Source organism: Arthrobacter sp. USHLN218 (assembly GCF_037144715.1).
GTDB lineage: Bacteria > Actinomycetota > Actinomycetes > Actinomycetales > Micrococcaceae > Crystallibacter.
Window position 1 is genome coordinate 205,000 of sequence record NZ_JBBCYT010000003.1, and the last position, 18,053, is coordinate 223,052.

The 18,053-nt window shown below is 66.7% G+C and carries 16 protein-coding genes; 1 reads left to right on the plus strand and 15 read right to left on the minus strand.

The features are described from left to right. Positions 1 to 95: 95 nt before the first annotated feature. Entirely contained in the window at positions 96 to 443 is a 348-nt protein-coding gene (locus WFH44_RS08235; RefSeq protein ID WP_262104512.1) for an RNA polymerase-binding protein RbpA, read from the plus strand. Between the two features lie 120 nt (positions 444 to 563). Here the strand turns inward: WFH44_RS08235 and WFH44_RS08240 are convergent, their stop codons facing one another. The 15 genes from WFH44_RS08240 to arc form a co-directional block, all read right to left on the minus strand. Next, positions 564 to 1,307 (minus strand): polyprenol monophosphomannose synthase, encoded by a 744-nt coding sequence (locus WFH44_RS08240; protein WP_336713208.1) that lies wholly within the window; start codon positions 1,305 to 1,307, stop codon positions 564 to 566. A gap of 478 nt (positions 1,308 to 1,785) precedes the next feature. After that, a complete protein-coding gene (locus WFH44_RS08245) occupies positions 1,786 to 3,432 on the minus strand; it encodes an amidohydrolase (protein WP_336713210.1) in 1,647 nt (548 codons plus the stop codon). A gap of 70 nt (positions 3,433 to 3,502) precedes the next feature. Continuing rightward, on the minus strand, positions 3,503 to 6,325 hold the full coding sequence (locus WFH44_RS08250; protein ID WP_336713213.1) for a DEAD/DEAH box helicase: 2,823 nt from the start codon (positions 6,323 to 6,325) through the stop codon (positions 3,503 to 3,505). A 49-nt stretch (positions 6,326 to 6,374) separates the two neighbouring features. Next, entirely contained in the window at positions 6,375 to 7,220 is an 846-nt protein-coding gene (gene tatC, locus WFH44_RS08255; RefSeq protein ID WP_336713215.1) for a twin-arginine translocase subunit TatC, read from the minus strand. Positions 7,221 to 7,226: 6 nt separating this feature from the next. Then, the gene (tatA, locus tag WFH44_RS08260) at positions 7,227 to 7,511 is read right to left on the minus strand and encodes a Sec-independent protein translocase subunit TatA (protein WP_336713217.1); all 285 of its coding nucleotides are present in this window, start codon (positions 7,509 to 7,511) and stop codon (positions 7,227 to 7,229) included. A 34-nt stretch (positions 7,512 to 7,545) separates the two neighbouring features. Continuing rightward, complete coding sequence (locus WFH44_RS08265; protein WP_336713218.1) at positions 7,546 to 7,887, minus strand: hypothetical protein; 342 nt, start codon at positions 7,885 to 7,887, stop codon at positions 7,546 to 7,548. Between the two features lie 2 nt (positions 7,888 to 7,889). Further along, positions 7,890 to 9,920 carry a helix-turn-helix transcriptional regulator gene (locus WFH44_RS08270; RefSeq protein WP_336713220.1) on the minus strand — a complete coding sequence of 677 codons (2,031 nt, stop codon included), beginning with the start codon at positions 9,918 to 9,920 and terminating at the stop codon, positions 7,890 to 7,892. 104 nt (positions 9,921 to 10,024) lie between these two features. Further along, complete coding sequence (locus WFH44_RS08275; protein WP_262104499.1) at positions 10,025 to 10,420, minus strand: FKBP-type peptidyl-prolyl cis-trans isomerase; 396 nt, start codon at positions 10,418 to 10,420, stop codon at positions 10,025 to 10,027. A 35-nt stretch (positions 10,421 to 10,455) separates the two neighbouring features. Continuing rightward, positions 10,456 to 11,364: an FKBP-type peptidyl-prolyl cis-trans isomerase gene (locus tag WFH44_RS08280; protein WP_336713222.1), complete on the minus strand. Its 909-nt coding sequence runs from the start codon at positions 11,362 to 11,364 to the stop codon at positions 10,456 to 10,458. Positions 11,365 to 11,451: 87 nt separating this feature from the next. Further along, positions 11,452 to 12,813 carry a Pup--protein ligase gene (gene pafA / locus WFH44_RS08285; protein WP_336713224.1) on the minus strand — a complete coding sequence of 454 codons (1,362 nt, stop codon included), beginning with the start codon at positions 12,811 to 12,813 and terminating at the stop codon, positions 11,452 to 11,454. Between the two features lies 1 nt (position 12,814). After that, complete coding sequence (prcA, locus tag WFH44_RS08290) at positions 12,815 to 13,540, minus strand: proteasome subunit alpha (protein WP_336713226.1); 726 nt, start codon at positions 13,538 to 13,540, stop codon at positions 12,815 to 12,817. 2 nt (positions 13,541 to 13,542) lie between these two features. After that, positions 13,543 to 14,382, minus strand: coding sequence for a proteasome subunit beta (gene prcB, locus WFH44_RS08295; protein WP_336713228.1), 840 nt, complete (start codon positions 14,380 to 14,382; stop codon positions 13,543 to 13,545). Positions 14,383 to 14,385: 3 nt separating this feature from the next. Further along, on the minus strand, positions 14,386 to 14,592 hold the full coding sequence (locus tag WFH44_RS08300; protein ID WP_264795454.1) for a ubiquitin-like protein Pup: 207 nt from the start codon (positions 14,590 to 14,592) through the stop codon (positions 14,386 to 14,388). A 42-nt stretch (positions 14,593 to 14,634) separates the two neighbouring features. Beyond that, positions 14,635 to 16,239, minus strand: coding sequence for a depupylase/deamidase Dop (dop, locus tag WFH44_RS08305; RefSeq protein WP_336713230.1), 1,605 nt, complete (start codon positions 16,237 to 16,239; stop codon positions 14,635 to 14,637). A 14-nt stretch (positions 16,240 to 16,253) separates the two neighbouring features. Continuing rightward, positions 16,254 to 18,005: a proteasome ATPase gene (gene arc, locus WFH44_RS08310; RefSeq protein ID WP_336713233.1), complete on the minus strand. Its 1,752-nt coding sequence runs from the start codon at positions 18,003 to 18,005 to the stop codon at positions 16,254 to 16,256. Positions 18,006 to 18,053: the final 48 nt, after the last annotated feature.

An 18,053-nucleotide genomic window follows, 5' to 3' on the forward strand; every position in this document is an offset into this window, starting at 1 on the left:
CGGGAACAGTTCCGGCGGCGTACGCGTTGAATACTGTGCGGGCCACACCGGGACGGTGCCTTGCGCCGCCCCAGACAAGACAAGAGGGAGAAACCATGAGCGATCGTAGCCTTCGGGGCATGCGCCTTGGAGCGCAGAGCATGGAGACGGAAGCCGGTGTCGAACCGGCGCCGCGCCAGCGTGTCGAGTACCGCTGCGAGGACGGCGAGCAGGTTTTCGTGACTTTCGCCGCCGAGGCCGAGATCCCCTCGACATGGGTATCGAAGACCGGCAAGGAAGCCGTGCTGGTTAACGGCGCCAAGCCCGATGACAGCAACGAGAAGCCGGTCCGCACGCACTGGGACATGCTGCTTGAGCGCCGCTCCGTGGAGGAGTTGGAGCAGATCCTCGAGGACCGCCTCAACAAGCTGCGGGAGCGCCGCGGGGAACGCCGCTCCGCCTAGTAGCCGACAAAAAGGAGGGCACCGCTGGTGCCCTCCTTTTTCGTGCCCGTTTTCATGCCGGTTAATGTCCGCCCGGGCCGGGACAGGCCGGACCACTGGCGCGGGCCGGCTGGGTGTTCGTCAGGCCCGGCTGGCGGCCTTCCTGCCGCGCAGCGACTGCCACCGTGAACGCAGCCCCCACTTGGTGACCAGAATGATGGATTCGAGCACGATGTTGCCGCTCATCTTGGAGTCGCCGAACTCGCGCTCCACGAAGGTGATGGGCACTTCGCGTACGGTGAGCCCGGCCTTGAGGGTCTTCCAGGTCAGGTCGATCTGGAAGCAGTAGCCCACGGACTCGACGGATTCGAGGTCGATCCGCCGCAGGGTCGTGGATTTGAAAGCGTTGTAGCCTCCGGTGATGTCTTTGATGCCCACGCCCAGCAGGATGCGGGAGTACAGGCTGCCGCCCAGCGAGAGCAGCTTGCGGTGCAGCGGCCAGTTGACGACCTTGCCGCCCTTGATCCAGCGGGAGCCCTTGGCCATGTCGGCGCCGGCCTCGAGGGCGTCGAGCAGTCGCTGCAGCTCTTCGGGCTGGTGGGACCCGTCCGCGTCCATCTCGACTAGTACGTCGTAGCCCGCGTCCAGTCCCCACTTGAAGCCCGCGATATAGGCGGCGCCCAGGCCTTCCTTCCCGCGGCGGTGGAGGACGTGGATGGCGCTGTCTCCCGCGGCCAGCGAATCCGCCAGCTTCCCGGTCCCGTCCGGCGAGTTGTCGTCGACCACCAGCACATCGGAGCCTGGGACGGCGGCGCGGAGCCGTGCGACGGTCCTGGGCAGCGAATCGATCTCATTAAACGTCGGAATGATGGTGACGACCCGCAATCAGCTGCCTTTCAGTTCTGTCTACTGCTCGCGCAGATTCCACAGCGAAGCCGGTCGATGACCTGGGAACGACGCCGGCTGTCCAGTATATGCGACGGAGCCGGCCGCCCTCGGGAGTGCTTGCGGTAGGTCCGTCCGCCTTCGGGCCAAGAATCCGGACCGGAATCCGGCAGGGGACTTGTTTTCTACTGACGGGCGGACCTACCCATTGGAAGCTCCGGACTGTGGTTGGCACTTCCGCGGGTCCGTGGAGACGCACCCGCAGGATGTCCGGCACCTGGACCGCTTCGTCAGTTCGAAGTGATCCATTGAGCCAAAAGTTTACGGACTGAGAATCTTCTGTCAACGTCGAGCTGAGCTGGAGCTACAAGCAAAACCGCAGGTCGGAAGCGTTTAAGCTCAGATGTCGATCGGGACATTTAACCATTCGTTCACTCTTGGCGGACAGTCGCGGGCCGAATCCGCGGGGCCCCTTGAACTAGGAACCGGCGTCGAATATGGTCGAGCCTTCCACGACGGTCCGGACGCATTCGGGCAGCCGGCCGGTATCCAGCGATGGCAGCAGCGGCGTGCCTGCGCGTGCGTCCGTGCTCCATGCCGAGACCCGGGAATCCGCGGTCTGGACGGACAGCTCGTCCACGTCCCAGACGGCGAATGTCGCCGGGGTCCCGGGAGCCAGCTGGCCCTGCATGGGATTCGGCTCGTTGGCTGCCCTCCAACCGGCCCGTGTGTGGGCCAGGAAGGCCGCGCGGGCCGAGATCCTCTGCTCCGGATTGTTGTGCTCGAGGCAGGCCTTCACCGCGGCCCAGGGGCTCTGCTCGGTGACGGGCGCGTCGGAGCCGAGGCAGACCGGGACGCCCGCGGTTTGCAATGTGCCGACGGCGTTCATCGCCAGGGCGCGTTCCTCCCCCACCCGCGCGGCGTACATGCCCCGCGGCCCGCCCCAGTAGGCGTCGAAGAGCGGCTGCATGCTGGCGGTCACTCCGAAGTGCAGCAGCTGGTCCACGGCGCCCGGCGAGAGCATCTCGACGTGTTCCAGCCTGTGCCGCGCGCGCCGCACGGTCTCCAGACCCACACTGCCGGCGGCGGAGGCCAGGGCGTCCAGCGCGCGGTCGAGCCCGGCGTCGCCGATGACATGGAAACCTCCCTGGACCCCGGCTTCGGAGCACACCGCCAGATGCTTCGCGGCCTGCTCGATGCTAAGGAAGGGGTCGTTGGCCTCCGTCGCGGTGTCGGCGTAGCCGCCGTGGACACAGGCGGTATGCGAACCGAGGGAACCGTCGACGTTCAGGTCCCCCGCCAAGCCGCGCAGCCTGCCTCCGAACCGGTCGAGGACGGCCGCGAGTTCATCGGAGGAAGACACCAGCTCTCCCCAGTAGGGCAGGATTCTCGGGAAGGCTCCCGGCTCGCCATCCGCCAGCTCCAACAGTGCGAGCAGGTCCTCGGCCGGCACGATCTGCGGGGCGGCCATCTCGGCCAAAGCGACATAGCCACGGGATGCGGCGTGGTCCAGAGCGCGGCGCTGGACCGCCTGCCGCTGCCCGTCTGTCATTCGGTGGGCGAAGCGCCGGGCGGCGGCATGGGCCTCGGTCCGGACGACGCCGGCGCCGTCCCAGCCTGGCAGCCCGGCCAGTTCGGCCCGGGCGGCGAGGGAGGATGACACCGCGGCGGAATGAACGTCGACGCGGCTCAGGTACACGCTCTTCCCGCCGCCGGCGCGCTCCAGCTCCTCCGCCGTCGGCGGACGCTTTTCGGGCCATCGGGTTTCGTCCCAGCCATGGCCCAGGACCACTTCGCCGGCCGCGGCCGAACGCGCCACCTGGTCGAGAAGCTCGGTCACGGAGGCGGTGCCGGACAGGTCCAGGCTGGCCAGCGCCAAACCGCTGTCCGTGGTGTGCATGTGCGAATCAACGAATCCCGGCGCGACCAGGCGTCCGTCCAGGTCGACGATCTCCATCGAGCTGTCCGCGATCGACGTCGCCGCCTGTTCAGACCCGATCCAGGCGACAGTACCGCCCTCGACCAGCATCGCAGTCGCGTACGGATCGGCCGGGCTGTACACCGAACCGTTGCGGTACAGCGTGACCTGGGCCCGCTGCTGTCCGGCTGTGCTCAACGCACTCATAGATCTCCCATCGCATTCACTTCCATCAAAAAGTCTTCGCCGGCCGGTCCGGCCGGCCGCACGCCGAGTGCTATTCGCTGACCACGGAGTAGGCGACGACACCGCGGCGGACCAGCGGAATTGCCTGCCGGCACAACGTGACCAGTTTCGGATCCATGTCCGGGACCTTGACGAGCTGGTCCAGCAGGTCGATCACCTGCTTGGCCCACCGGACGAAGTCGCCCGCCGCCAGTTCGGTGCCTTGGAGCGCCGCCAGCAGGGATCGTCCCTGTGCCCACTTGTACATGGGCCAGACCAGCCCGAGTTCGGGTTCGCCGCTGAGCGGCAGCTTGTGCTGCTCTTCCCGGTCGGTGAGGACGGACCACTCCCGCACGGCGATGTCCACGGCCGATTCGAGCGACACACTGGGCATCTTGGGGCGGATGCCGGTTTCCTCCCGCTTGGCCTGGAACACGAGGCAGGACACGAACGCTGCGACTTCGGCCGCGCTGAGGTCGTCGAAGGCGCCGGCCTGGAGGCATAGTGCCACCAGGAGATCCCGGTCTCCGTAGATACGCCTGAGCCGGTTGCCTGATTCGCTGATGGTGACGCGGCCGTCCTCGTGCGTCTGGAGGTAGCCGTAGGTGTCCAGCAGGTCGCAGACGCGGTCGAAGGTCTTGGCGATCGTGTTGGTGCGTCCCTGGATCTGGCCCATCAGCTGGTCGGTTTCCTTCCGCAGCTTCCACCAGCGCTCGGACCAGCGCGCATGGTCCTCGCGGTCGCTGCAGCCGTGGCACGGATGGGACTTGAGCTTGCGCCGCAGCTCCACGATCCGACGTTCCTGCTGCTCGGCCCCGGGTGCCTCGAACTCCTGGCGCTCGGTGCCCCGGCGCGGCGGCCGGTTCTCGTGGAGGGCGTTGCGAAGCGACGACGCCAGATCGCGCCTTTCCTTGGGGCTGCGGCCGTTGAAGCTCTTCGGGATCCGGATGGTGGACAGGACCTGCACCGGCCCGTCGAGGTCCTGGACGGAGATCCGCCTGATCTGCTTGTCGACGGTCAGGACCGTCGGCCGCGGCTCATAGCTCGAGGCGTCCACGGCGAGAATCACCGCGTAGCCTTCGTTCCGCCCGCCAGGCACGTCGATGATGTCTCCCCGCCGCAGGCGTTCCAGCGAGGCGGCGGCGGCCGAGCGCAGCTGCCGGCTGCGCGACTTCGCCGATTGGTTCTCCGCGTCCTTCAGCTCGCGCCGCAGGCGCGCGTACTCGGTGAAGTCCCCGAGATGGCAGGTCATGGCCTTCGCGTAGCCCGCGAGGGACTCCTCGCGGCTGCGGACCTGCTTTGCCAGGCCGACGACGGAACGGTCCGCCTGGAACTGGGCGAAGGAGGTCTCCAGGATTTCGCGCGCCCTGGCGCGGCCGAACTGGGCGATCAGATTGACCGACATGTTGTAAGTCGGCCGGAAGCTGGAGTTCAGCGGGTAGGTACGGCGGGACGCCAGGCCGGCGACCGCCGCCGGATCCGTGCCCGGCTGCCAAAGGACCACGGCGTGGCCTTCGACGTCGATCCCGCGCCGGCCGGCGCGGCCGGTCAGCTGGGTGTACTCCCCCGCTGTGATGTTCACATGGCTTTCGCCGTTGAACTTGTCCAGCTTCTCCAGCACGACGGTGCGCGCCGGCATGTTCACGCCGAGCGCGAGCGTTTCGGTGGCAAAGACCGCCCGCACCAGGCCGTCGGCGAAGAGCTTCTCGACCACTTCCTTGAAGGTGGGCAGCATGCCCGCATGGTGGGCGGCGATCCCGCGGATCAGCCCCTCGCGCCAGAGCCAGAATCCGAGGACGGCCAGGTCTTCCTCGGGAATCTCCTGAGCGGCCTCGTCGACGCGCCGGGCGATGATATCCCGTTCCCTTTCCGTGGTCAGCCAGAGACCTGCATCCAGGCACTGCCGGACGGCGGCGTCGCAGCCATTGCGGGAAAAGATGAAGGTAATCGCCGGGAGCAGGGCTTCTTTGTCCAGTCGGACAATGACTTCCGGGCGCGAAGCCCGGCGGATCCGGGTGACGGGCTGCTGGGGCCGCGGAGGCTGGCGTCTGCCGCGCCTGCCGCCGGCCCGGCCCCAGCCGGCGGACCTGTTGAGCTTCTGCTCCGAATAGGCCAGTTCCAAAAGTTCGGGATTGACCTCGAACCGTCCGGCCGCCTGGCCGGACGAGCTCGGCACCGCCTCGTCAAAGGCTACGTCGGAGGCGAACAGGTCCAGGATCTCCGGACCCACCATGACGTGCTGCCAGAGCGGGACGGGGCGGTGCTCGGAGACGACGACGTCCGTGTCTCCGCGGACCGTGTCGAGCCAGGCGCCGAACTCCTCGGCGTTGGAAACCGTGGCCGAGAGGGAGACCAGCTGGACCTCGTCCGGCAGATGGATGATGACTTCTTCCCACACCGCGCCACGGAACCGGTCCGCCAGGTAGTGGACCTCGTCCATGACGACGTAGCCCAGGTCCAGGAGCGTGTCGGAGTTGGCGTACAGCATGTTCCGGAGCACCTCGGTGGTCATCACCACGACCTCGGCGGCCGGATTGACCGAGACGTCGCCGGTGAGTAGCCCGACGCGGTCCGGCCCGTACACCTGGACCAGTTCCGTGTACTTCTGGTTGCTCAGCGCCTTGATCGGCGTCGTGTAGAAGGCCTTAAGACTCCGTTGCAGCGCCATGTAGATGGCGAACTCCCCCACCACGGTTTTTCCTGCCCCCGTGGGCGCCGCAACAAGGACGCCGCGGCCCCGCTCGAGGGCCTCGCAGGCTTCCCGCTGGAAGGGGTCCATCTCGAAGCTGAGCGTCTGCGAAAACGCGTGGAGCCGGGTCTTTCGGTGTTCCGCCCTGGCCTTGGCTTCGCGGTACCGCTCGGATGGGGAACTCATAATAAGAGCCTAGTGGCTGGCGGGACCGGTGGCTGCCGGTCCCGCGCCATCACGCCTCGGCCGGACCCTCGAGGTCCGTCAGCGGAGTCGCCTTGTCCGCCGAGGCCTCGATTTCCTCCTCCTGCTCCTTCCGCCTGCGGGCGCGGCGCTTGTCATTGAGCAGGCACACGCCGACGGCGATGAAGAAGAGAGCCAGGAGCGGCCCGGCGAGCAGGAACATCGACGTCGCGTCCGGTCCGGGTGCGGCCATCGCGGCGACGACGCAGACCACGAAGACGACGATGCGCCAGCTCTTGATCACCTGCCGGCCGGAGACCAGCCCGGCGAAGTTGATTCCGACCAGCACCACCGGCAGCAGGAAGGCAGCGCCGAGCGACAGGAACATCCGCATCACGAATGTCAGGTAGTCGGTTGCCAGGATCTGGTTGACGCCGCCCTGCGGGGTGAACATCGTCAGGACCTTCACGATCTCGGGCAGCACAATCCAGCCGAAGTAGATCCCCAGCAGGAACAGCGGCACCGCGGCAAACATGAAGCCGAGCGTGTACCGCCGTTCCTTCTGTTTCAGCCCGGGCGTGATGAACGCCCAGATCTGGTAGATCCAGACCGGGGAGCTGATCAGCAGGCCGAGGAAGATCGACACCTGGATCTTCAGGTCGAACGGAGAGCCCACGCTGCCGTAGTTGATTTCCGCACGCCGGCCCTGCTGAGCCGAAATCTCCATCAGCGGCTGCTGGACGGCGACCATCACCGGGTCGTACAGGAACCATCCGCCGACGGCGCCCAGCAGGATTGCTATGCCTGAAATGATCAGGCGGTTGCGGAGCTCCCTAACGTGGTCTTTGAGGGCCATCCGGCCTTCGGGATTGGCCTTGCGGCCCTTGGTCCGCGCCATTTGCCTCTACTGCTGCTGGCTGGGCGGCGTGGTTCCGCCATTTGCATTCGGCGTCTGGTCCCGGTTGCCGGTGTTCCGCGGCGGATTCACCACACGGCCTTCTACCGGCTCGTCCCGTCCATCGGCATCGGAGGGGTTCTCATCCCTCATCTGCTTCACTTCGGACTTGAAGATACGCATTGACTGACCCACGCTGCGGGCTAGACCAGGCAGTTTCGGCGCCCCGAAGAGCAGAAGGACAATGATGATGAGGATGATGATTGTCCACGGGTTGTCGAAGAGTCGTCCCATTACGCGGTTCCTTTCATAACAAACCAATCCTACGTCAAGAGAGCCTGACGTCGTGCAGCGATTGCCGCTGCCCGCGGGCGAACCTGCGGGCGACCCGTCGTGCCCTGCGGGCTTCGCGCCGCGCTGCCTTTCCATCGGCGTACTGCTCCCTGGCCACGGCGGGATCGAGGAAAACGGCCGGCTGGAAGGCGGTGCTGTTTTCGCCTTCAGCCGACGGGGCGGGACCAAACGCAGGACTCAACTTTGCCGCAGCCGTCTCAAATTCTTCCAAAGTCTTCATGAACGCACGGAAAATCCGGTATGCGAGAAAGCCCACAAAAACCACGGCGAGTGCGGCCAGCGCGACCCAGAGAACTATCCAGAACCACCATTCCATGGTTAGGAGTCTAGTGCCCGCGCCTTGGGGTTTTCCGAATACACCGCCGCCGCGGCCCGCAGCCACTCGACGGTGGCGGCCGCCAGCTCCCGGGGTTCCAGCACCCGCACCTCGCCGCCGTACCGGGCAACCAGCGGGGCGATGATGGCCGTGGTGCCCAGCCGCAGCTCGACCGCCACCCCGCCGCCGGACAGGTCGCTTTGCCGTTCGGCGTTGTACTGGTCCCCCAGATCGGCCAGGCGCGGCGAGAGCTGCAGCACGGCGCGCTGGTCGGACTCGCGCGGAGTGAAGAGGGACTGCGGGAATTCGGAGCTGGGCTGCGCATGCGGCCGGAAGCTCCGCCCGGTCCGCTGCAGGGTGCGGATCTTGTCCGCGCGGAACTGCCGCACGGCCTGCCTGTCATGGCACCACGCCTCCGTATACCAGTGTCCGTTGACGGCAAAAACCTGCAGCGGATCGATCTCGCGCTCGGTCACCTCGTCACGGGACGAGACCAGGTACTCGATCCGCAGCGTTTCGCGGGCGGCCACCGCGTCCTGGAGCGCCTGGACCTCGGCCGTCGTCGCCTCCGCATCGAAGTCGGCGGCCAGCGACCGGTGCAGTCCGTGCTCGCCCCCGGTCGCCTCCAGGAGCTTACTCAGGGCGCTCCGCACGCCCGGCCGCTCCCCTACGCCCGGGACGGTTTCCAGCGCCTGCAGCCCAACCACCAGGGAGAGCGCCTCGTCGATGCTCAGCCGGACGGCCGGGGATATTTCTTCGGCATTCTCGATGAAGATGGTGTCGTTGTCCCAATGCACTTCGATCAGCTGGTCCGGGCCATAGCCCGGCGTACCGCACACGAAGAGCAGGTTCAGGTCATTGATCAGCTGGGAGCGGCTGATGCCGAACTTCCTGGCGGTGGCCTCCAGCTCGACGCCCGGGTTGCCGGTGACATAGGAAACCAGGTCCAGCAGGCGCGGCAGGCGGTCCAGCGAGGAGGACTTTTTGTGGCCGGCCGTTCCTGCGGTTGCGGTGAACGCGTACGACGGCGGGGGCGCGGCGGCCGCTTCGAGGGCACCGTGGAAGCGGCGCATCACGGCGTCGACGAGCTCCTGCGGCGCCAGCGCGATGGCGTTTGCGCCGTGCGAGGCGATTTCTTCGGCGATGATTTCGACGTCGGTGTAGGGGCACTCGATCTCGTCCCAGCCGCCGGTATCCCCTCCGTCGCCTGCATTCGCGGCAGCTAACGGCGCGGGATGTGACGCCGCGGCCCGGAGGGACTGCGCGCGGCCCGGCTTCAGCAGGAGCCTGGCCGTCCCCTGCTCCCGCGCAGGGTCCAAGGCGTCCAGGGCGGAGCGCATCGTGAAGTCCGCGGGAACCTCCACGTTGCCGCTGAGCTTCCTGACGCCGGAGCTGATCCGGGACAGCCTGAAGGTCCGCTGTCCCTGGCGGTCGATGTCGAAGCCGGAGAGATACCAGTGGCCAAACCGGTTCCCGAGGCCCCAGGGCTCCACCCGGCGCAGGCTGGTTTCGGTGCTCTTGGCCGCCCTGTACTCGAACGAGACGGGATGGTGGCCCAGGACCGCCTTCAGCAGCTCGTCGAAGGCGGGCTCGGCGGTCCGCAGCCGCGGCTCGATCCCGATGGGCGAATCTCCCTCGGCCAGCGCTCCGTGGACGTCCAGCCGCCGCACGGCCCGGGCCGCCGCCGACCCCAAAGAAGCCTGCTGCCAGATCCTCGAGGCTAGGGACAGGACGGCGGTCTCCTCGGCGGTGAACTTCAGCTCCGGGAGACGGTAGGCCTTCCGGTCGATGCGGTACCGGGCGACCGCGTGGTCGGAGTCGAAGAACGTGTCTTCGCTGAAGGTCTCGACGGGGACGCCCATTTCGCGCAGGTCGTCCTTGTCCCGCTCGAAGAGGCGGTTAAAGGCTTCCTCGCTGGTCGCCTCGCGGTAGGGCTGGATCAGGGAACGCAGTTCCTCCTTGCTGTACCCCCGCTGGCGTTCCAGCAGGGCGATCAGCAGGTTGAGCAGACGTTCGGTCTTGGACGCGGACATGCTTCCAACTTACTGTGCGGCGCGGTCGCGCATGGTTAAACGGACCAGGGCGCAGTAACGATGAACCAACGTTACTGCGCCCCGGTCCTCGTGCGGAGCGGCGGTCAGCGGACGCCGAGCAGGTCCACGACGAAGATGAGGGATTCGCCCGGTGCGATGGCGGAGCCGGCGCCGCGCTGGCCGTAGGCGAGCTCCGACGGGATCTCCAGGCGGCGGCGGCCGCCGACCTTCATGCCCAGCAGGCCCTGGTCCCAGCCCTGGATGACCTGTCCGACGCCCACGCGGAAGTCGAGCGGCGCGCCGCGGTTCCAGGAAGCGTCGAACTCTTCGCCCGTGGACCAGGCGACGCCTACGTAGTGCGTCGACACGGTGTCGCCCGGCTTGGCCTCCGCGCCGTCACCGACGATGATGTCCTCGATGTTCAGCTCGGTGGGAGCTTCGGTGCCCGGGAAATCGATCTCGGGCTTCTGCCGGTCGTATTCGCGCTTTCCGAAAGACATGGATGGTTACCTTCCTGAAGGGGTGTGGGAACTAGCTACTTTACTTCGGTCAGCTCGACGTAGAAGACCAGGTCGCCGGAGGCATCGCCCTGCCCCTGGACGTACGCGAGCTCCGTCGGGATGGTCAGCACGACCTTTGCGCCTTCCTTGAGCCCGGTCAGGCCCTGGGTCCAGCCGGCGATCACGCCGCTGAGCGGGAACTCGGTCGGCTCGCCGCGGCTGAAGCTCGAATCGAATTCCTTGCCTTCCGACCAGTTCCACCCGGCGTAATTCGCCTTGACGGTGCTCTCGGCCGTGGCTTCCTTGCCGTCGCCCTCGTCCAGCACCTGGACAATGAGGTTGTCGGGGGCCTCGGTTCCTTCCGGGATCTTGACCGAGGGAACGCCCTTGCTGTCCAGGGTGACCTTGGGCAGCTTGCCGGCCTTCTCCAGTTCCGCGACCTCTTTGGCATCCGCCTTGGTCGCCTGGTCCTTGACCCGCTCGACGCTCAGGACCAGCAGCTGCGGATGGTCTGCCGGGCTGCTCGCGCCGGCCGCGGCCTGCGGCTTGAGGTAGTAGGCCACCTGGTCGCCCGCCTTGGCCCCCTCCAGCGCGTCGTAGAGACCCGCGTCGGCCTTCTTCATCTCCTCGTTGATCTGCAGGGTCTGCTCGGCCGTGGAATAGGTGTCGCCCTGGACTTCGCCGGTGACGGCGTCGTAGGCCACGTAATGGAAACGCAGCCACTGGCCGTCAACCGCACCGGCGCCTTCACCCGAGCCGGACTCGAGCACCTGCGCGGTGGTTTCCGGCAGCTCCAGCGGAGCTTCGAACTCCACGGCAGGCGCGGCGCCGGCTTTTCCCGGAGTAACGGTGATGTCGTCCAGGCTGTCGGAGCCTTGTCCTGCGGAGCCGCAGGCAGTCAGCAGCAGGGCGGCCGGCAGAAGCATGGTGAGAATTTTGCGCACGTTACTACTTTCGTCAGGTGCATCGGCAGGACAGCGGAACGGCCGGCTCCGCTGTGGGTCATTGTCGCAGAGAAATCTGAACCGCGGTCACAAGGTTGCCAGCAGGGCCTCCACCCGCTCGTCCACGTTCTTGAACGGATCCTTGCACAGGATGGTCTGCTGGGACCGGTCATTGAGCTTCAGATGGACCCAGTCCACGGTGAAATCACGGCCGTGCTCCCGGGCAGCCCGCACAAAATCGCCGCGGAGCTTGGCGCGTGTCGTCTGCGGCGGATTGTCTACGGCGGACTTCACCTCCGGTTCCTGCACCACGCGGGCGGCTTCACCGCGCGCCTGCAGCAGGAAGAACAGCCCGCGGCGCCGCGAAATATCGTGGTAGGCCAGGTCCAGCTGCGCGATCCGTGCCGAATCCAGGTCCAGCCCGTGCCGCTGGCTGAACCTGTCGATCAGCTTCTTCTTGATGGCCCAGTCGATCTCCGTGTCGATTCCCGAGTAGTCCTGGGTCTCGACCGCCGTCAGGGTCCGGTTCCACAGGTCGAGGATCCTTCCGACGTGCGGATTATGGGCCCCGTTCGCGCGGACGAAGTCCTCCGCCTTGGCCAGGTACTCGCGCTGCATCTGCAGGGCGTTCATGTCCCTGCCGTTGGCCAGGCGCAGCGGCCGGGCCCCGGTGAGGTCGTGGGAGATGTCCCGGATACTGCGGATCGGGTTCTCCAGGCGCAGGTCCCGCATGATGACGCCGGCCTCGATCATCCGCAGCAGGAGGTCGACCGTGCCGACCTTCAGCAGGGTGGTCGTCTCCGACATATTCGAGTCCCCGTTGATGACGTGCAGCCGGCGGTAGAACTCCGCGTCGGCGTGGGGCTCGTCCCTGGTGTTGATGATGGGCCGGGAGCGCGTGGTCGCCGAAGATACGCCCTCCCAGATGTGGTCCGCCCGCTGCGAGAAGGCGAAGAGCGAGCCGTTCTGGGTCCGCAGGACCTTGCCGGCACCCACCAGCACCTGCCGGGTCACGAGGAACGGGATCAGGATGTCGGCGAGCCGGGAGAACTCGAGCTTGCGCGGAATCAGGTAGTTCTCGTGGCTGCCGTAGGAGTTGCCGGCCGAATCCGTGTTGTTCTTGAAGAGGTAGACATTGCCGTCGAACCCCTCGTGGCGGAGCCGGTCCTGCGCCTCGTTCATTAGGTCTTCGAGGATCAGCTCCCCGGCGCGGTCCTGCGCGATGAGCTGTGCGACGTCGTCGCACTCCGCCGTCGCATATTCCGGGTGGGACCCGACGTCCAGGTACAGGCGGGAGCCATTGGTGAGGAACACGTTGGAGGACCGGCCCCAGGTCACCACCTTGCGGAAGAGGTATCGTGCCACTTCCTCGGGAGAAAGCGGCCGCGAATCAGGAGCCGAGTAGGAAATTCCGAATTCGGTCTCTATGCCGAAGATGCGCCTGTCCATGTCATTTCCCCAATATCTCCGTCACTTCTGCCGCAGAAAGCCTGCGGAAGGCCCTCCGGCTGCCCCGGCTGGACTCCGGATCACGCTCCAGGACCGCCACTTCGAGCTGGTCGGGCCCCAGGCGGCGGGGCGTGGAGCCGTTCTCGCCTCCGTTGGCCGCGCTCCCCTCGAGCGACGACACGGCAGCGCGGATGACTCCGGCGAAATCATGGCCGGCGTCCCAGCCCGAGCGCAGCGATTCCGTCAGGGCCTCGGTGTGGCCGCCCATGACCACGAAATCCGGTTCGTCCGCGATGGAGCCGTCGAAAGTCAGGCGGTAGAGATGGTCATCGGACTGGCGGAGGCCGACCTCGGCCACGGCCAGCTCGACTTCGAAGGGCTTGCTGTCCGCCGTGAAGACCGTGCCCAGGCTCTGGGCGTAGACGCTGGCCAGGCCGCGGGCGGTGACATCGTCGCGGTCGTACGAGTAGCCGCGCACATCGGCGTAGCGCACGCCGGCCTGGCGCAGGCTCTCGAACTCGTTGTACTTGCCGACCGCGGCGAAGGCGATCCGGTCGTAAATCTCGCCGATCTTGTGGAGCGAGGGCGAGGGATTCTCGGCGACGAGCGCGATGCCGTCGCTGCAGCTGAGCACCATCACAGACCGCCCCCGGGCAATCCCCTTCCGGGCGAAATCCGCCCGGTCCTTCATCAGCTGTTCGGGAGACACATAGAACTGCTGCGTCATGGCTACGCCTCCCTTCCGGCGACGGCGCGCGAGGCAATCACGGCTTCGGCGGCGGCGGCTAGGTCCCGTTCGGGGATGCGGCGGGCGCCGGCGGAATTGACGGTATAGACGACGGGCCACAGCTGGCGGACCACGTCGGGGCCGCCGGTGGCAGAGTCGTCGTCCGCTGCATCATAGAGCGCTTCGACGGAGACCAGTACCGCCTGCGCCTCGTCCAGGTTCGGCTTCCACAGCTTCTTCAAGGCGCCGCGGGCAAAAACCGAGCCGGAGCCGACCGAGTGGTGCTCCTGCTCCTCGTAGCGGCCGCCCGTGACATCGTAGGAGAACAGCCGTCCGACCCGCCGGTCCAGGTCGAACCCGGCGAACAGCGGGATCACGGCGAGCCCCTGCAGCGCCATCGGAAGGTTGCCGCGGATCATGGCTCCCAGCCGGTTGGCCTTGCCCTCAAGGCTCAGCAGCGTGCCCTCGATCTTCTCGTAGTGTTCCAGCTCGACCTGGAACAGCCGGGTGACGTCCAGCGCGATGCCGGCCGTGCCGGCAACGCCCAGCACGGAGTACATGTCCGCGGGGAAGACCTTCTCGATATGCCGGCTGGCGATCATGTTCCCCATCGTTGCCCGCCGGTCCCCTGCCATGAGCACGCCACCGGCGTAAGTCATGGCGACGATCGTCGTCGCATGCGGCGCCAAGGTCTCAGCGGCCATGCCGGACGGCATTCCGGCCGTCCGGGCACCGGGCAGCATGTCCGGTGCGCTCCGGGCCAGGTACTCGCTGAACGAAGACGTGGCCGCGTGCGAAATCTGGGAAAAGATGGAGTTGTGTCCGCCCGCCGGCAAGTTCATGGGTTACTGACCGCCCTTCTGGACAAACCCGCGAACGAATTCCTCCGCGTTCTGTTCCAGTACCCCATCGATTTCGTCGAGCAGATCGTCCGTTCCCTCCGTCTCGGTCCGGGCCCCGGCCTCAGGTGCGGGTTCGGGCGACTCGGGCACGTCGTCGTACTCTTCCTCCGGTACGCGGCCTTCCACGTTCTTGCGGTCCTGGGTTGCCATCACGGCCTCCTCTTCGTGCGGTTCGACACACTTGCTTACTGCTTATCGTGCCACGTCCGGCACGCTTTCCGGGCCGAGCAACGCTGAAATAAATTCCTCGGCCGACGCCGCCTGATCGAACAGCGGACCGGTCAGTTCGCGGGTCCCCCGCAGTGGCTCCCGGGTGGGTATGCGCTGCAGCTTCCGGCGGCTGGGCAGGTCGAAAATCACCGAATCCCAGCTGGCTCCAACCACCTCGGCCGGGAAGCGCTCGATGCACTTGCCGCGGAAGTACGCCCTGGTGTCGTGCGGCGGTTCCGTCACGGCGGCGGCAATCTGCTCGTCGGTGAAGAGCCGCTCCATCTTGCCGCGCGCGGCGAGGCGATGATAGAGCCCCTTCTCCGGCCGGACGTCGGCGTACTGCAGGTCGATCAGGCCCAGCCTGGCGTCGGACCACTCGAGCGAGTCGCGGTCCCGGTAGGCCTGCAGCAGCTTGAGCTTGGCCACCCAGTCGACCTGTGCGGCGGCATCCATCGGTTCCCGCCGCAGGGTGTCCAGCAGCGCTCCCCAGCGGCGCAGGACGTCCGCCGTCTGGCCGTGGTCCTGGCCATGCTGGCGGCAATGTTCCCGGGCCGCCTCCAAGTACATTTCCTGCAGGTCGAGGCCGGTCACCATCGAGCCGTCCTTGAGCGCGACCTTCTGCTGCAGCGACGGGTCGTGGCTGATGGCCTGCAGCGACTGCACCGGCTCCTGCAGCTCGATCCGCGGGGCCTCGCCGTGCTCGATCATCGACAAAACGAGCGCCGTCGTTCCCAGCCGCAGGTAGGTGGAGATTTCGCTGAGGTTGGCGTCGCCGATGATGACGTGCAGGCGCCGGTACTTCTCGGCCACGGCATGCGGCTCGTCCCGGGTGTTGACGATGGGGCGCCGAATGGTCGTCTCCAGCCCCACTTCCGCCTCGAAGAAGTCGGCACGCTGGCTGATCTGGTAGCCCCCGTGCTTGCCCATGGCCCCGAGCCCCACGCGCCCGGAACCGCAGATGACCTGGCGGGAGACGAAGAAGGGGATAAGCCCCGTGACGATGTTCCCGAACGGCACGCTGCGGGGCATCAAATAGTTCTCGTGGGCGCCGTAGGAGACGGATTTGTTGTCCGTATTGTTCTTGTACACATTGACCGGAGCGAAGCCCGGCATCCGCGCTATGCGGCGCAGTGCGTGGAGTACGACGACGTCACCGGCCTTGTCCCACAGCACGCCGTCGCGGGGGCTGGTCACTTCGGGGCTGGAGTATTCGGGATGGGCGTGGTCTACGTAGAGGCGTGCCCCGTTGCTGAGCACCATGTTCATCAGGACGCCGCCGGAGCCGGGATCCTCGGAGTAGAACTCGCTGGACGGGGGCCGGCCGCCGGCCAGGGCGATCTGCTCGGCGTCCAGCACCGGCGGCAGGTCCGTCAGCTGGGAGGGATCGGCGTTCTCGCGGGACACGGACCAGCCGCGGGCGTCATGCAGGGGCTCCTCGTCCGTGTAGTCCCACTTGGTGCCGGCCAGGTTCCCCATGCCGCCGCGCACCGTGGACGCGTAGGCATTGATGATCTGGGACGAGAGCACCGTGGAGTTGGCCAGCGGATCGCTCGGAGCATGGATGCCATACTCCGTCTCGGTTCCCATCACCCGGATAACGCTCACAGGTACTGCCCCGTATTCGCCGTCGTTTCGATGGCCTTGCCGGCCTCCTGGCCTTCCTTGCCCTGGATGATCGTGCGGATGTAGGTGATCCGCTCGCCCTTCTTGCCCGAGATGCGTGCCCAGTCGTCCGGGTTGGTCGTGTTGGGCATGTCCTCGTGCTCGCGGAACTCGTCCACGACGCCGTGCAGCAGATGCTCGATCCGCAGTCCTTTTTGCTGGTTGGTCAGCAGGTCCTTGATGGCGTTCTTCTTGGCCCGGTCCACCACGTTCTGGATGACCGCGCCGGAGTTGAAGTCCTTGAAGTAGAGCATCTCCGTGTCGCCGCTGGCGTAGGTGACCTCCAGGTATTCCGTGGACTTCTCCTTGGCGTACATGGCCTCGACGGTCCGCTGGATCATGGCGTCCACCGTCGCCTGGCGGTCGTTGCCGTGCTCGGCCAGGTCGTCCACGTGGATCGGCAGGTCCGTCGTGATGTACTTCCCGAAGATTTCAGCGGCCGCTTCGGCATCCGGCCGCTGGATCTTGATTTTGACGTCCAGCCGGCCCGGCCGCAGGATGGCCGGATCGATCATGTCCTCCCGGTTGGACGCGCCGATGACAATCACGTTCTCCAGCTTCTCCACGCCGTCGATCTCGCTCAGCAGCTGCGGGACGATGGTCGTCTCGACGTCGGACGAGACGCCGGTTCCGCGGGTGCGGAAGAGGGAGTCCATCTCGTCGAAGAAGACGACGACCGGGCTGCCATCCGAGGCCTTCTCGCGGGCACGGGCGAAGATCAGCCGGATGTGCCGTTCCGTCTCGCCGACATACTTGTCCAGCAGTTCGGGGCCCTTGATGTTCAGGAAGTAGCTGCGCGTTCCCTCCGGACCGCCGCGTTCCAGCGCCCGGGCGGCCAGCGAATTCGCCACGGCCTTGGCGATCAGCGTCTTGCCGCAGCCGGGAGGGCCGTAGAGCAGGATGCCTTTCGGAGCCTTCAGCCCGTGCTCGCGGTAGAGGTCAGGATGGAGGAACGGCAGCTCGACGGCGTCCCGGATCTCGTCGATCTGGGGGCCGAGGCCGCCGATGTCCTGGTAGGAAATGTCCGGCACTTCCTCCAGGATCAGGTTCTCCACCTCGCTGCGCGGGATCTTCTCCAACGCGTAGCCGGTCCGGGAATCGATCGACACCGCGTCGCCGACGCGGATCCGTTCCTTCAGCAGTTCGCCGGAGAGCTTCACGACGCGCTCCTCGTCCGCCCGCCCGATCACCAGGATCCGGTCGGCACCCAGCAGCTCCTTGATCGTGACCAGCTCGCCGGCGCGTTCGAAGCCGAGGGCGGCGATGATCGTCAGCGACTCGTTCAGCAGCACCTCCTGGCCCGGGGCAAGCTGGGCCAGGTTGATCAGCGGGCTGGCGGCGACGCGCAGCTTGCGCCCCGACTGGATGATGTCCACGCTCTCCTGCGTGGTCGCCGTCGTCGTAACGCCCGCGCGCGGCTGCTGCCGCTGGTTGACCTGCAGGATGGTCGCGAAGCTGAACGGCGTTTCGCCGTCCCGCTCCAGGGCGGCCTTGAGCCGGATGATCTCCGCCTTGGCCGACTCCAGCATCGCGACCATGCGTGAGTTGTTGGCGGTCGCCGCGGCCAGCTGCTTGTCGAGGTTGCGGATCTTGTCGCGCAGGACGTTGATCTGCCGCTGGGCGATGGTCAACTCGTTGGCATGAGCCGCAGCCGGCACCGGATCGTTGCCCTGGTTCTGCTGTTCGTTCATCACCGCAACCTTCTCTCTCGAGTCGGGACCCTTCCTAGAACCCTAACC

Excerpts from the sequence above, each read along its gene's own strand:
- WFH44_RS08235 (WP_262104512.1), top strand. The coding sequence starts at position 96 with ATGAGCGATCGTAGCCTTCGGGGCATGCGCCTTGGAGCGCAGAGCATG.
- WFH44_RS08245 (WP_336713210.1), bottom strand. The coding sequence starts at position 3,432 with ATGAGTGCGTTGAGCACAGCCGGACAGCAGCGGGCCCAGGTCACGCTG.
- WFH44_RS08250 (WP_336713213.1), bottom strand. The coding sequence starts at position 6,325 with ATGAGTTCCCCATCCGAGCGGTACCGCGAAGCCAAGGCCAGGGCGGAA.
- tatC (WP_336713215.1), bottom strand. The coding sequence starts at position 7,220 with ATGGCGCGGACCAAGGGCCGCAAGGCCAATCCCGAAGGCCGGATGGCC.
- tatA (WP_336713217.1), bottom strand. The coding sequence starts at position 7,511 with ATGGGACGACTCTTCGACAACCCGTGGACAATCATCATCCTCATCATC.
- WFH44_RS08265 (WP_336713218.1), bottom strand. The coding sequence starts at position 7,887 with ATGGAATGGTGGTTCTGGATAGTTCTCTGGGTCGCGCTGGCCGCACTC.
- WFH44_RS08270 (WP_336713220.1), bottom strand. The coding sequence starts at position 9,920 with ATGTCCGCGTCCAAGACCGAACGTCTGCTCAACCTGCTGATCGCCCTG.
- WFH44_RS08275 (WP_262104499.1), bottom strand. The coding sequence starts at position 10,420 with ATGTCTTTCGGAAAGCGCGAATACGACCGGCAGAAGCCCGAGATCGAT.
- pafA (WP_336713224.1), bottom strand. The coding sequence starts at position 12,813 with ATGGACAGGCGCATCTTCGGCATAGAGACCGAATTCGGAATTTCCTAC.
- prcA (WP_336713226.1), bottom strand. The coding sequence starts at position 13,540 with ATGACGCAGCAGTTCTATGTGTCTCCCGAACAGCTGATGAAGGACCGG.
- prcB (WP_336713228.1), bottom strand. The coding sequence starts at position 14,382 with ATGAACTTGCCGGCGGGCGGACACAACTCCATCTTTTCCCAGATTTCG.
- WFH44_RS08300 (WP_264795454.1), bottom strand. The coding sequence starts at position 14,592 with ATGGCAACCCAGGACCGCAAGAACGTGGAAGGCCGCGTACCGGAGGAA.
- dop (WP_336713230.1), bottom strand. The coding sequence starts at position 16,239 with ATGGGAACCGAGACGGAGTATGGCATCCATGCTCCGAGCGATCCGCTG.
- arc (WP_336713233.1), bottom strand. The coding sequence starts at position 18,005 with ATGAACGAACAGCAGAACCAGGGCAACGATCCGGTGCCGGCTGCGGCT.